The 14,149-nt window shown below is 42.2% G+C and carries 12 protein-coding genes; 8 read left to right on the forward strand and 4 right to left on the reverse strand.

Annotated elements, in window-relative coordinates:
• The first annotated feature begins 22 nt into the window (after positions 1-22).
• The gene (locus IQ230_RS10985) at positions 23-1,030 is read left to right on the forward strand and encodes a Gfo/Idh/MocA family protein (protein WP_193932039.1); all 1,008 of its coding nucleotides are present in this window, start codon (positions 23-25) and stop codon (positions 1,028-1,030) included.
• 519 nt (positions 1,031-1,549) lie between these two features.
• Here the strand turns inward: IQ230_RS10985 and IQ230_RS10990 are convergent.
• Positions 1,550-2,755 carry a TetR/AcrR family transcriptional regulator gene (locus IQ230_RS10990; protein WP_193932040.1) on the reverse strand — a complete coding sequence of 402 codons (1,206 nt, stop codon included), beginning with the start codon at positions 2,753-2,755 and terminating at the stop codon, positions 1,550-1,552.
• A gap of 194 nt (positions 2,756-2,949) precedes the next feature.
• Between IQ230_RS10990 and IQ230_RS10995 the strand changes: the two genes are divergently transcribed.
• The 3 genes from IQ230_RS10995 (at position 2,950) to IQ230_RS11005 (ending at position 4,837) form a co-directional block, all read left to right on the forward strand.
• On the forward strand, positions 2,950-3,792 hold the full coding sequence (locus tag IQ230_RS10995; protein WP_193932041.1) for an acyl-CoA desaturase: 843 nt from the start codon (positions 2,950-2,952) through the stop codon (positions 3,790-3,792).
• 253 nt (positions 3,793-4,045) lie between these two features.
• Positions 4,046-4,429 (forward strand): class I SAM-dependent methyltransferase, encoded by a 384-nt coding sequence (locus tag IQ230_RS11000; RefSeq protein WP_193932042.1) that lies wholly within the window; start codon positions 4,046-4,048, stop codon positions 4,427-4,429.
• Positions 4,430-4,837 carry a hypothetical protein gene (locus IQ230_RS11005; RefSeq protein WP_193932043.1) on the forward strand — a complete coding sequence of 136 codons (408 nt, stop codon included), beginning with the start codon at positions 4,430-4,432 and terminating at the stop codon, positions 4,835-4,837. It abuts the gene before it with no gap.
• Here the strand turns inward: IQ230_RS11005 and IQ230_RS11010 are convergent.
• The 3 genes from IQ230_RS11010 to IQ230_RS11020 form a co-directional block, all read right to left on the reverse strand.
• Complete coding sequence (locus IQ230_RS11010) at positions 4,759-5,793, reverse strand: glycosyltransferase family 2 protein (protein WP_193932044.1); 1,035 nt, start codon at positions 5,791-5,793, stop codon at positions 4,759-4,761. The two genes, IQ230_RS11005 and IQ230_RS11010, sit on opposite strands and share 79 nt — an antisense overlap.
• Before the next feature lie 172 nt (positions 5,794-5,965).
• Positions 5,966-7,297 carry a pentapeptide repeat-containing protein gene (locus IQ230_RS11015; protein WP_193932045.1) on the reverse strand — a complete coding sequence of 444 codons (1,332 nt, stop codon included), beginning with the start codon at positions 7,295-7,297 and terminating at the stop codon, positions 5,966-5,968.
• A 232-nt stretch (positions 7,298-7,529) separates the two neighbouring features.
• A complete protein-coding gene (locus tag IQ230_RS11020; RefSeq protein WP_193932046.1) occupies positions 7,530-9,956 on the reverse strand; it encodes an endonuclease MutS2 in 2,427 nt (808 codons plus the stop codon).
• 174 nt (positions 9,957-10,130) lie between these two features.
• Here IQ230_RS11020 and IQ230_RS11025 point away from each other — a divergent pair, with 174 nt between their 5' ends.
• The 4 genes from IQ230_RS11025 (at position 10,131) to IQ230_RS11040 (ending at position 14,032) form a co-directional block, all read left to right on the forward strand.
• Positions 10,131-10,445, forward strand: a complete 315-nt coding sequence (locus tag IQ230_RS11025) for a hypothetical protein (protein ID WP_193932047.1) — start codon at positions 10,131-10,133, stop codon at positions 10,443-10,445.
• Positions 10,446-10,669: 224 nt separating this feature from the next.
• Complete coding sequence (locus IQ230_RS11030; RefSeq protein WP_193932048.1) at positions 10,670-11,833, forward strand: GuaB3 family IMP dehydrogenase-related protein; 1,164 nt, start codon at positions 10,670-10,672, stop codon at positions 11,831-11,833.
• Positions 11,834-12,299: 466 nt separating this feature from the next.
• Positions 12,300-12,623, forward strand: a complete 324-nt coding sequence (trxA, locus tag IQ230_RS11035) for a thioredoxin (RefSeq protein ID WP_099699397.1) — start codon at positions 12,300-12,302, stop codon at positions 12,621-12,623.
• Between the two features lie 341 nt (positions 12,624-12,964).
• Positions 12,965-14,032, forward strand: a complete 1,068-nt coding sequence (locus tag IQ230_RS11040; protein WP_193932049.1) for an LOG family protein — start codon at positions 12,965-12,967, stop codon at positions 14,030-14,032.
• Positions 14,033-14,149: the final 117 nt, after the last annotated feature.

Raw genomic sequence — 14,149 nt, forward strand, 5'->3', positions numbered from 1 at the left:
AGAGTGAGAGGTAAAAATCAATATGGGGAATTTTGGCAATTATCAGCAGCATTTAGTAAGGGTGGGTATTGTGGGGACTGGGTATGCGGCAAAGTTGAGGGCACAAACATTTCACCAAGATGAGCGATCGCAAGTTGTCGCAATTGTTGGTCATACACTAGAAAAAACTCAGGAATTTGCCCAAACCTATCAAGCAGAAGCGATAATGTCTTGGCAGGAACTAGTATCTCGCTCTGATATTGATTTAGTTGTGATATCAAATATAAATAAAGAGCATGGGGCGATCGCAACAGCAGCATTACAAAACAAACACGTAGTTGTAGAATATCCCCTTGCACTCGATGTTACAGAAGCAGAGAATATCCTTACCCTTGCCCAAAAACAAAACAAAATGCTTCACGTCGAGCATATCGAATTACTCGGCGGTTTACATCAAGCACTCAAACAAAACTTACCAGCTGTTGGGAATGTGTTTTACGCCCGCTACGCTACAGTGACTCCCCAACGCCCCGCACCACAAAAATGGACATACCACAAAGAATTGTTTGGCTTTCCCCTGATGGCAGCACTTTCACGCCTACACCGTCTCACTGATTTATTTGGAAAAGTCGCCTCAGTAAGTTGTCAAAATAGGTATTGGGGTGAGGGCAATTTCTATCAATCCTGTTTGTGTACTGCTCAACTCAAGTTTAGTAGCGGTGTCATTGCCGATGTTACCTATGGTAAAGGTGAAACTTTGTGGCAAGATGAACGCAAGTTTGAAGTTCACGGTGAGAAGGGCGGATTAGTTTTTGATGGTGATGCTGGTAAGTTAGTTTGCCGTGAAGAAACAATACCAATTGAAGTTGGTTCGCGCCGTGGTTTATTTGCAAAAGATACTGAGATGGTATTAAATCACTTGCTCACCGGTACTGATCTGTACGTCACGCCAACGGCGAGTTTATACACCTTGAAAGTTGCAGATGCAGCAAGGCGATCGGCACAAACAGGAGAAACTATATTTTTAAAGTCATTGGCGCGATCAAACTAATTTGATGGCAAGTGAATTAAGTCGTTAGACGCTTGATTGCGACATTCAAGCTTGACTTTTGGATAATCAAGGGAAGCACCTTTGAGTAAAAGTTCATCTTGATTTTTTAGATACTGATTGAAGAAAGACAACGTGTAGTCTATCGATAACCTTCGCGCCTCGACAAGTTTCGATAGAAATAGTGTTTATTTGGAGGTTTCTGAGTAGAGGAGGTTGAAAATAAAGGGAATGTTAAACCAAAGTCAGCAAATTTATTGTAGTTACTGCTTTCAGGATTAAGTTATACCGATTTGATAAAAACTACTAACCGCGGGGAGTTGAAAAGATAGATAATTCATAGATTCCATCAGATGTGATTGTCATGCTAGTAACACTCTGCTTTGAGTAAGAGGGAAAATTCTTATCGCGATTGTCATACTGAAATTCAGAACAATTTCTTGAAAATTTCTCATTTAGAGCTTGATTTCCTCTAAATTTTCTTAAGTTTAGAACGAAAAATTACAACTTTCTGTTCCAGATTTACTGAGATTTTTGATCGAGACGCAGGGCTTGCTCTAAGGCTAATTTCTCTTTTGCTCTATATACATAAGGTTGTAAATTAGTTAAACTCCACCCTGTTAAAATACTCAAATCCTCAATACTGATTCCCTTCACTAACATCTCAACACACCAAGTTTGCTGCGCTTGCTCAATTGCTGGAATTTTTGCTTCTGGTGTTAATAATTCTTCAGTTAAGACTCGCCAACGCTCTTTGATTTCTTGCTCTGATATCGGCATTTCGCTGTCATTAAGAAACAAGGCAGAGCGATCGTCTTTACGGCTTTTGAGCCATTGTGTTAAAGGATTACGAGTATAGGAACCGTAGCGCTTGCCCATAATCCACTGATTAACTGGTACTTGTCTGACTGCATCTTGTGTAATTTGTAATAAGTGTTGATGAGGGTTGCTAATTTGATGACTTCGCTCTAAACGAGGAATATCTACGGGAGACAAACCCGCTGCGAATAAAACATAAACAAGCGCATAATCGCGTAAGCCTGATTTTTTAGCTTTTTGGAGAATTGTATGAACTAAATTTGCTGGCAGATCTGCTACGTTTTCTGTTAAAGTTGCCTCTATTGAAGTTTGAGAAACTATATTTTCCCCTAAAAATAGTTTGACCAAATCATTCAAAAACTCTTCTCGGTCACTCGATTCGTTAACTTCAGTCGCTAATTCAATAATCGCGTAGCCTAACAAAATATAATTAAGTAAACTTGCAAGTTTTTCAACGGGTAATTGACTGCGTAACTGTTCTCGTTGCATCACGGTTGCTAGATATTTGGCAACATCGTGACTGATTTGATCGATATATTTTCCAATAATCCGGCGATTTTCTGCTGGGTATTGCCGTGCTTCTCCTAAAATAGACAGCACCAATTCAGGAAATTGCGCGATCGCTGCTAGGCGATCGCCTGCATACCATTTAATCGCTTCTGAAACACTATGAGTTTGATTTGCTTGCTGGCGCAAAGTTTCACCCAACTCTTGAAACACGGCTGACTCCGAAATAACCGCAAGCAGTAAACCATGCTTATTGCCAAAATGGCGAAATAGCGTCACCTCATTAACTTGGGCTAACTCAGCAACGGCTTTTGTTGTCGTGTCGATAACTCCCTGAGTCGCAAATAGCTCAATCGCTGCGTTGATCAATCGTTGTCGAGTCGAAGTATTTTGAGTGGGCATACAGGCTAGTTTCAATCAGCGGGAGTACTGCATTAGTTATAACTGTGCAAGTAACACTTGCATTTTTACAGCATTGTTGCTAAGGTAGCAATGTAAGTAACACTTGCATCTCCTAGAGTAACGAGCGATCTCTCGTTACAAACGATAACCAGTGTTGTCTGCACTGGACTAACAGAAATCTAAAGGTAACACTCATGACGACATCAGCTGTCAACGCTGAGGGTAAGCAGCCGCTTGCTCTTAGTTGGGTCAACGTAGCATTTTTTGGTACAGTTCATGCGGTAGCGATCGCCGCATTTTGGAATTTTTCTTGGTCTGCATTGGGAGTGACGTTATTCCTCCACTGGTTGTTTGGCAGTATTGGTATTTGTTTAGGCTACCACAGGCTTTTAAGTCACCGCAGCTTGCAGGTATCTCCTAAGTGGGTGGAGTATGCGATCGCAACTTTAGGCGCGTTAGCGATTCAAGGAGGACCAATTTTTTGGGTAGCAAGTCATCGACTGCATCACGCACATACCGAAGACAGAGACAAAGATCCGTACTCTTCACAGCGCGGTTTTTGGTGGAGTCATATGCTATGGATCTTCTACCCGCGTCCAGAGTTTTTTGACCACGAAAATTATAAAAGATTTGCTCCCGATTTAGCCCGTGACGCTTACTATCGTTGGCTAAATCATAATTTTTTGCTTCTACAAATCCCTCTAGGCATTTTATTGTACGTTTTGGGAGGATGGTCTTTTGTTATCTACGGTATTTTTGTTAGATCAGTATTGCTTTGGCACACAACTTGGTTAATTAATTCTGCAACTCACTTGCGCGGCTATCGGAACTTTCAAGTCAGTGACAATTCCCGAAATCTTTGGTGGGCAGCAATTTTAACATATGGCGAAGGCTGGCACAATAATCATCATGCTTACCCCAATGTGGCAAAAGCAGGACAGCGTTGGTGGGAAATTGATATGACTTGGTGGGCAATTAAACTCTTACAAGCTACCGGTTTAGCGAAGAAAGTCGTTATGCCTACAACTAAAGCTTGAAATATAAAATACCCTAGCTTGATAGCAGAAAAATTGAGTTAGGGTTGTTTCTTCTACCAAATTATTGCCTATAATATAAATACTTAATAATAGGAATATAACCAAAACTAAAAAAAGAGATTATACTCCGATTATTAAATAATATACTCTAAATCCGCAGCAAAATAAAGTGGGTATTCTCAATGCTATATCTGACTTTACGCCAGTAAATATAATGAAAGATATTTAGGCAATTGGCCTCAGGAATAAAGCTTTGAGCAATTACTACAACCAGATAGCTCAGATTTATGACGTTACTAGAGCATTACCGCCGTTGATATCTGAACAAGTCATAGATTATATTCTGCGCATAGTCAACGCAACACCAGAGACAAAATTTTTGGAACCAGGGATTGGTACAGGTTTGAATGCCATACCAATTATTAAAAGAGGATATTCCTATACAGGCGTTGATACCTCTAAAGAAATGATGGAGGAAATTCGCCACAAGTTGCAGGGTATTCCAGATAATCTCGCATTGATTCAAACGGATGTTGCTTTGCTTCCTTTTGAAAATGATTTCTTTGATGTCGTGCTGACACGGCATATATTACATCTCATTCCTAATTGGCAACAAGCCCTAAGTGAAATTCGCTGAGTGCTCAAGCCAAATGGCGTTTATCTCCATTGTCAAAGTAAAAGAACTGAACATCAAACAGAATTTGAAAATCAGTGGTTGGAGATACTCCAAAATCAACCAGGATTTCAGCCAGAAACTTACAATGCTTCACAACAGGAAGTAACACAACTACTGCTACAACAAGGTGCCAAAATTGAATATGTAATTGCTGCACAGTGGCAAATTGCGCAAACTGTCGGTGAGTTACTCGATATTTATCAAACAAAACCTCATGCTTCTTGCTGGTACGTTCCTAATGATGTTTTCCTAAAAGCTATGCAGAGTTTTAGATCTTGGTGCCAAAGTCACTATAAATCTTTAGATGTTCTTCTTTCCTCTGATGCCAAGTTTGAAATTTTAGTCGTGCGTGATTGGGGTTGGACGTGATTGTAGGAAGTTGCGATTTCTTTGTTGTTTAATCCGCCGACTTCTGCCAAAGTGTAGAGTGGTCTTCCTTTAACTTCTTCATAAATACGTCCGACGTACTCGCCTAAAATTCCGATACTGACAAGTTGGACAGCACCGATAAAAAAGATTGCAACTAGAATAATGGCAAAGCCTTCTAAACGCGAACTCGGCACAAAAATTCGCCAATAGAGTACCAAAAGCGCCATCAAAATTGCAACGATCGCAGCCAGTAATCCTACATAAGTAGACAATCGCAGTGGTACTTTAGAAAAAGATACTAAGCCGTTGACAGCTAATGCTAAAGATTTAGCAAAGGTATATTTAACTTCTCCTGCAAAACGTGGATCGCGTTCAAAGCGAATTGCAGTTTGAGGAAAACCTACCCACGATCGCAGTCCGCGAATGTAGCGATTTCGTTCTGGCATTGCGTTGAGTACATCCACTACCTGGCGATCCATCAAACAAAAATCACCTGTATCTGTGGGAATATCTACATCGGCTAAGCGCTTCAGGAGACGATAAAAGAAATAAGCTGTAAACCGCTTAAACCAACTCTCTTGACGGCGTTGCGTGCGCTGGGCATAAACGACTTGATATCCTTGTCGCCACTTTTCAATCAGATCAGGAATCAGTTCTGGCGGATCTTGTAAATCTCCATCTAGTACGATCGCAACTTGACCCCGCACAAAGTTTAAGCCTGCTGTAACAGCAATTTGATGACCAAAGTTACGCGCGAGACTCAGGTAACAAACGCGGGAGTCTTTATTGTGTAGTTCGCGCAGCAGTTGTAATGAGCGATCGCGACTACCGTCATTCACTAAAATTAATTCTACTTCTCCATCTAGCCGTTCCATCACAATACACAGGCGTTGATACAGCGCCGGAATCGTTTTTTCTTCATTGAAAATAGGAACGACTAATGAATACTTAGGCAATCTACATTCTTGCGCGTTGAATATTGAAAGTTTCTCACAAAAATCACTACATTTTTCTGATATAATTTATCTTATAATGGAAATCTATACATTTTTTTTATAAGTTTTTATGTTCAATTATAAAGTCTAGTCTTACTAAAGAATACCATTAATAAAAGTATTAAAACAAGAACTATTTCTCTAACTTATTAGGAATTCCGTTACAACCCCCAGGAATAGTTGCTCTTGTTTTTTCACCACCCCAAGCACAGCAATAGTAACGTGTTGATTCAGACATCCGCTGCACGTTTGTGAAGTCAGCGTTTTCAATCACAGCGCCAGTATATTCTCCTGTTCTATAGTTTGGTGGTTCAGTACGGCTGCGAGGACTAGCAGTTTCGACTGAGCCATAGAATAAGAGCGTTCCCTTTAAATCTGCACTAACGAACTTGGCTTCTGCTAAAATCGTGCGGGCGAAATTGGCTCGTACTAAGTCACAGCTACTAAGGTTGACGCGAATTAGATTTGCTTCGCTCAAGTCTGTCCAACGTAAATCAGTACCCGATAGATCCGCGCCTGCCAGCATAACTCCTAAGTCGATGACGCGCACTCCAAAAACACGGTCTTCTGCATAACCACCATCGCCATTTAAAATCGCTCTTCCCAGGCGAGAGTCGCGCTTGAGCGGTGTTAGTAATCTAGAACTGGATAGAAACCGCAAAATTTTAGCCTTACCACCGCGATCAACACTACCCAAAATTGCTGCTGTCCGTCCTTCAGCTAATGCTCGTTCTTGAGGCCAATCTTCTAGCAATCCTTCGTCATCCAACACAAGCTCAGAAATTCCTTGAAAGTAGCTATCAATTGTTTGCTGCTGCGTAATTAAGTTTTGCTGCACTGTCAGCAAATTTTGTTGAATTGTTAGGTCTTTAGAAATAACGTACTGTCGCCAAGCAACAAAAACTGCAAGCACGGCAATTAAGATTTGCCCTAAAGCACCAATCCACTCAGCAAGCGTACCGAAAGCTTCCCAGTTAAGCTGACTACCCCAAAATAGCAGGCGGCGATTGATACCTGTAAGTTCTACAATACCGATCAAAGCAACAACAACCCCTACTATAGCTACAAAGAGCGATCGCTCTTGGGCAGAAAACAATTCTTGGATGACAGCTTTCAACCACGGGAGTAGCATTGCGATTGATAGGAGAAGTGTCAGCACAACTCCAAACCAAGCCAGTAACTCATTACCCAACGCTAAGCCAAAAATAATGATGGCGATCGCAATCAGAGTCATTCCAGTTGCCTGCAAGTCGGGAATGTGATTTCCCTGTTGTGCTTTCGTCAGACGGTCTATAGTAGCTTGGTGCTGCGGTGATTGCATCGAAGCGAGGGCAGCTAAAGCCTGTTGCGATAGCGATCCTTTCGGAGCAAGTTCAGTGTTTTGAGTGCGATTGGACAACACCTCTGGCTGTGACTCAACACCTGAAGTAGGATTGGGTGGAGGAGAATCGGGTTCAAGCGGCATGATCTGACGTCACCAAGCTAAGCATAATAGCTGTTTTATCCTAACTGCTTGCGTAGACTAGTAGGCGATCGCAGTTCGTTGTACATAGTCTTATATAAATCACAGATGCCCTTTGACTGAAGTCGGCGCTACTCAAACAAAGTAAGAGTTTGATCAATGTTTGTCTAGCTAGTAAAGTTAATGCAGTCGCTCCAAAACTCGCGCACTAGCCAAAGCGCCACTTTTCACTCGTTTATTCAACGTAAGCCACTGTAACACCTGTGCCTCCATCTTCTGGGGCTGCTGGCTCAAAATGACTAATGCGGGGATGCTGCTGCAAGAATGCGTGAACTCCTTGTCTGAGTTTGCCAGTGCCATGCCCGTGAATGATCCAAACTGGTCCTTGAGCAGGTGCGATCGCTCGTTCTAAGATCATTTCTGCATCTGCAACTCGGTTTCCTCGCAAATCAATTGTGTTTTGTGATGTGCGAATTGTCAGTGAGGATGATGGTGTCACAGGTGAGTCTTGCTTAGTACTGCTACGTTGTGCTTCTTTGACTTGCTTCTTAGTAGTAACTACTTCAGCTTTTTGTCCATCTAACGATTCAATATCTGCGAGCTTAACGCTCATTTTCATTAACCCGAAGCGAACACTTAAGTCGCCATCTTCGTCAGGTGCACTTAATACTTCAGCAGTCTGCCCTAGACGCGGTATGCGGACGCGATCGCCTACTTGTGGTTTAAATCCTGGTTTGGGTTTGGGTGGTGGTGGAAGATGCTTCTGGGCAATTTGAGAAAGAGCATCTGTTGCTTGTTGTGCATCTTGGGCTGTTGTCGTACCTTGCTGGAGGCGACGAATAACTTGTGCAATTTCACCTTTAGCTTGAACGAGTGCTTGTTGAATTGATTGCTCTTGTTGCTGTCGTAGTTGAGCTTCCCGCTCTTGTAATTGTGAGGCTTTTTGTGATACTTCAGTGTATAGTCGTTGCACTTGTTGTAGTAACTTTTCTGCCTCGGTTGCTTTGGTTTCTTGCAGCCGCCGTTGTGCTTCTAACCCAGCAATGACTTGGTTTACGTCTTCGGTTGCACCGCCAAGTTTAGTTTTAGCTTGCTCCACGACTTCTGCATTTAATCCCAAACGGCGGGCAATTGTTAAAGCATTAGAACGTCCAGGAATTCCCCACAACAGGCGATAGGTTGGCGAGAGGGTTTCCTCATCAAATTCAACCGAAGCATTCTCAAAACGTTCATCTTGGTATTTCAATGCTTTCAGTTCGCCAAAATGTGTTGTGGCAATACTCAGTTGGGCATGATCTGCTAAGTATTGCAAAAGGGCGATCGCCAAGGCACTACCTTCTACCGGATCAGTTCCTGCACCGACTTCGTCGAGTAAAACTAGGGAGGGGCGAGGATCTGATGGTGATAAGTTCTGATCGTTATTTGATAACGCATTGATAATTCGACTAATACGGCGAATATGACCAGAGAAGGTCGATAAACTCTGTTGAAGTGATTGTTCGTCGCCAATATCAGCTAAGACTTGATCGAACCAGGGAATTTCTACAGGTTCGCGTGCAGGTACAAATAGTCCTACTTTTGCCATCAAAGCTGCTAAACCGAGAGTTTTCAGCGTGACAGTTTTGCCCCCAGTATTTGGTCCTGTAATTGTGACTACCCGAATTTGAGGCTTGATGACTAAATCGACCGGAATCACGGCTGCACCTTGTTCGTGAGCAAACTGCCACACAAGTAAGGGATGATGGAGTTGCCGTAAAGTAATTATTTCACCTGTACCACGTTCAATAAACCTTGGCGGATTTGCTTTTAACCAATAGCTGTAGCGTGCCCGAGCGCAAGCAAGGTCAATAATTGTGGCAACACTGAGTAAATGCTCTAAATCAGAGGTGACAGCAGCGATTTGCTCGGATAAAGCCCGACGAATGGCTGTTTCTTCGGCTTGCTCTTTGACAATTAATTGCCGGAGTTGATTTCCTAAAGGAACGACAGAATTTGGTTCAATGTAAAGTGTCGCGCCACTTGTCGAAGTATCATGCACAATTCCAGGAACAGCGTCTTTTTGTGGTGCTTTTACCGGAATCACAAAGCGATCGCCACGTTTAGTAATCAGGAGTTCTTGGACGGCGTTGGCTTGCCGTTGCAATATATTTTGCAGTTTTTGGGTAATTTGACTGCGAATTTGCCGTAGTGAATGACGAATATCAGCAAGCTTTGTACTGGCGCGATCGCTGACTTGTCCGCGTTCATCTATACAACGATGAATTTCTTGCTCAATTTCCGGATAAGTGCGGATATCAGCGACTAATGCACTGAGAACAGGTACATCTGGTTGATTATCAATAGTTCGGCGGAGTTGGCGAGTTCCCGCAAGAGTTGTTGCGATCGCTAAAAGTTCTTCTCCGGTTAAAATTCCTTGACGTTGAACGCGCTCTAAAGCATCACCAATATCTTGAATACCTTCAAAAGATAAACCTCCGGTGAGGCTATTTTCTAGCTGATATGCTTCCTTAGTTTGCGCTAGCAGTTCTTCACTGTGTTCTTGAGATAGGGGAATTTGTAAATTACGCGCTGCTGTTGCCCCTAATTTCGTTGCCGCAAAGGTGGACAAGTGTTGACACAGGCGCGACCATTCGAGTAGTTCTAGAGTCTCTGATTGAATCAAAGCTTAACCGTCAAAATGCAGGTGCTATAAGTATTGTGAATAGCTTGCTATGATTTAGCTATAGCTATTTCTATTGTAGCGAATTCGTAAAAATTCTTTTGCAGTCATGATGATTTGGTGTATCTAGGAGCAAAATAGATTGTCCTACTATTTAGTACGATAGCGAAAAAAATTGTGAAGCGCTCTGCTACACTTGCAGTATTACTACTTAGTGTTGTTACTGTTCTTGCTTCTGCCTACATTCCTGTGACGGTCTACAGTCAAGCTAATTTATCCGAAGTCAAGTTAGGCTTACCTCTGCCATTTATCGTCCAAAATCAAAACTATTATCCACCATTTCCTTGGCAAACTGGTCTTCGATCTGTCTGGGAGAATCCGACGCAGATTCTTTGGTTAGTGTTTTTTCTTGACGTATTTATTGTCTTTGGAGCTTTTAGTTTGGTTTTAAAGGTTTTTCAGAAATTTTTTGCACAAAGCCATAGGCAATAGCTACGATAAATACTTTAAGCTTTTAGCTATCTGAGTTTTTTTCATTATAAACTAGCTATTTGAACCAAATAAGTAATCTTATGAACCATAATTTCATCTGAGTAAATGAGAACTTTTTAAACCATCAAAATCCTAAGCAATGAGAATGCCTGAACTCTACCCCGATTAGCTCTGCAATTTGGTACGCTAACAAAAACAGTAGTGGAAGTTAAGAAGTAACAGGCGTGGATATTCAGATTGGGCGTGGGAAAATGGCTCGCCGAGCCTACGGAATTGATGAAATTGCGCTCGTTCCTGGACAGCGCACGCTAGACCCAAGTTTAGCAGATACGCATTGGCAAATCGGCAGTATTAAGCGCGAGATTCCGATTATTGCCAGCGCTATGGATGGAGTTGTTGATGTCCGTATGGCAGTGCTTTTATCAGAATTGGGCGCGTTGGGTGTGTTGAATTTGGAGGGCATCCAAACTCGTTATGCTGATCCAAATCCTATTTTAGACAAAATCGCTGCAGTGGGTGCGCATGAATTTGTCCCATTGATGCAAGAACTCTATGCTGAGCCTGTTAAACCGGAACTCATTAAGCAACGCATTCAAGAAATCAAACAACAAGGGGGTATTGCTGCTGTTAGTGCGACTCCAGCAGGTGCTAGTAAGTATGGTGAAACTGTTGCTAAAGCTGGAGCTGATTTATTTTTTGTTCAAGCAACAGTAGTTTCTACGGCTCATTTATCACCTGAATCAATGGCTAATTTAGATTTAGCTGAATTTTGCCGTAAAATGCCTATGCCAGTCGTATTGGGAAATTGTGTAACTTATGAAGTTACTCTAAATCTCATGAAAGCTGGTGCTGCCGGAGTTTTGGTTGGTATTGGACCTGGTGCTGCTTGTACCTCACGGGGCGTACTTGGTGTAGGGATACCCCAAGCAACTGCGATCGCTGACTGTGCTGCTGCCCGCGATGACTATTATCAAGAAACTGGTAATTATGTTCCAGTTATTGCTGATGGCGGTTTGATTACTGGTGGAGATATTTGTAAGTGTATTGCCTGTGGTGCTGATGGTGTCATGATTGGTTCTCCTTTTGCTCGCTCTGCAGAAGCTCCAGGACGCGGCTTTCATTGGGGTATGGCAACACCTAGCCCTGTATTACCTCGTGGCACTCGCATTCGCGTTGGTACAACTGGTTCGTTAGAACAAATTCTCCGCGGACCAGCACAACTTGATGATGGTACTCATAACTTCTTGGGAGCTTTGAAAACCAGTATGGGCACGCTGGGAGCTAAAGATCTCAAAGAAATGCAGCAGGTAGAAGTTGTCATTGCTCCTTCTTTGCTAACTGAAGGTAAGGTTTATCAAAAAGCACAGCAATTAGGTATGGGTAAGTAATTATACTTAGGTAGTTTTCCTGACAAAATTTTAAGGAATCCTTGAGGAAATTCGGAAAATATTTAAGGTGTCGCCTACAATAGAAAAAGCGGAGACGCATGTTTCCGTTCACTCCTCACACCACACTCCGCCCGGACTATTGTTCGGGCGGTTCCTTATTGGTAGAAACTAGGAGCGAGGATCTAGAAGATAGTGGCTAGTGATTAGTGAAAGAGTTTTGAATGCGCGAGTTTTGGAAAGCGAACAAAGGTGCCGGAGGCATTTATGATTAGCGATCAGTTTTGAGTTTTGAATTAAAAGACTCTTAATAACTCAACACTCACAACTCCTCTCCTCCATGGTCTACTCCTATGGGTATAAGAACTTAAGATCTGTCTAAATATAGACGGTTGATAGAACAGAACGCGGCTTTCGACTATGGTAGAATTTCAGCAAAGTAAGAGATATAGCGTAAGGATTTCTAGGCATGTCAGTAGCCGCACAAGTTACAGACTCAACGTTTAAAGAAGAAGTACTCGAGAGTGAAGTTCCTGTTCTAGTGGACTTCTGGGCACCTTGGTGTGGCCCATGCCGGATGGTAGCTCCTGTTGTGGACGAAATTGCGCAGCAATATGATGGTCAGGTGAAAGTTGTAAAACTTAACACAGACGAGAACCCCAACGTTGCAAGTCAGTACGGTATTCGTAGTATTCCAACATTAATGATTTTTAAAGGCGGGCAACGAGTTGATATGGTTGTTGGTGCCGTTCCTAAAAGTACTTTGTCTAATACCTTGGAAAAGTATTTGTAAGTTGTACTGAATCTAATTTTGCTCTGTAGCTGTATCTCGTCAGAGTTAAACAGTTTGAGCAAATTGAAGAACACTTCGCTCAAATACCATGCTGAAAAGCAATGTTGAGCATTATTTGAGCGAACTTAATATCTATAGAGAAGCGATCGCAAGTCGTACTTGATTACAAGTATTCAGTTGCTCAATGGAGTATCTATTGATCCTTCAGTCTTTAATTCAAATAGTAAAAAGCACAAAATGCTGTTTGTTATCAAGCAGTATTAAAAAAATATTAATCTGTAGCTTGACAAACTACCCCTAAAATATCGATAAAATAGAGTGCCACTTGTGCGGAAGCACTCATGACCTCATCTTCTCATTTTCCATCATTAGATTCTCTCCAATCAGACCTAACTGATTTAATTGAAAAACTGCCGAACTTGAAACATCGGCAACTCATTCAATATGCACTTGCTACCATAGTCAATCTGGCAAATAGTGATATCGAGCGCCTAGATTGGAAGATCTTGTCAGCATCATTAGCTGATATGGAACAAGGCTTCAAGGTCTTTTATCCGTATCGACACGTACGCAAAGTCACCATTTTTGGCTCAGCACGTACATCTCCAGAAACTCCAGAATACCGCATGGCATCTGACTTTGCGCGATGTGTCACTCAGCTTGGCTTTATGGTAATGACCGGAGGCGGTGGGGGAATTATGCAGGCAGGCAATGAAGGTGCTGGACAGGAAAATTCGTTTGGGTTAAATATTCAATTACCATTTGAGCAAGAGGCAAACCCCATTATCGAAGGCGATCCTAAACTGATTCATTTCAAATATTTCTTCACGCGTAAACTGTTTCTCTTGCGTGAAAGTGATGCGATCGCTTTGTTTCCTGGTGGGTTTGGTACGCAAGACGAAGCTTTTGAGTGCATGACACTCAGTCAAACAGGTAAGTTTGGTCCTGTACCAGTTGTTTTGATAGATCGTCCTGGAGGAGATTACTGGCGGGCTTGGAGTGAATATATTGATCGTCATCTACGGCAACAAGGATTAATTAGCCCAGAAGACGATAGCCTTTACACAATTACTGATAACCTTGAAGTAGCCTGCAATGCGATTACTCGTTTTTATCAGGTTTATCACTCTAGCCGCTACGTGGGTGACAAACTTGTGATTCGGTTGAAGACAGACATTACTAATGCAGATGTCGATCTACTCAATGATAACTTTCACGATATCCTCGTTAAGGGAAAAATTGAAAAAAGCCAAGCTTTACCTCAAGAAGCTCAAGACGAAACAGCTGAACTACCGCGCCTTGTCTTGTATTTTAATCAGCGGGATTTAGGACGTCTCTACCAAATGATTGCAACTATTAATCAGATGGGTACCCCTTCACCTACAGAAGCTCACCCAGAGCGAAAGTGAGTTGAGCTTAGCGAATGGTTATGAGCAGTGTGTCGGTAGCTGAATTTGAGCAAGTGTAAGTCAAAAGATATAGCTCATATCTCAATGTAAATTGTCACAATAGATGAGGAGGTTCAT

The sequence above is a fragment of the Gloeocapsopsis crepidinum LEGE 06123 genome, from assembly GCF_015207655.1.
Taxonomy (GTDB): domain Bacteria; phylum Cyanobacteriota; class Cyanobacteriia; order Cyanobacteriales; family Chroococcidiopsidaceae; genus Gloeocapsopsis; species Gloeocapsopsis crepidinum.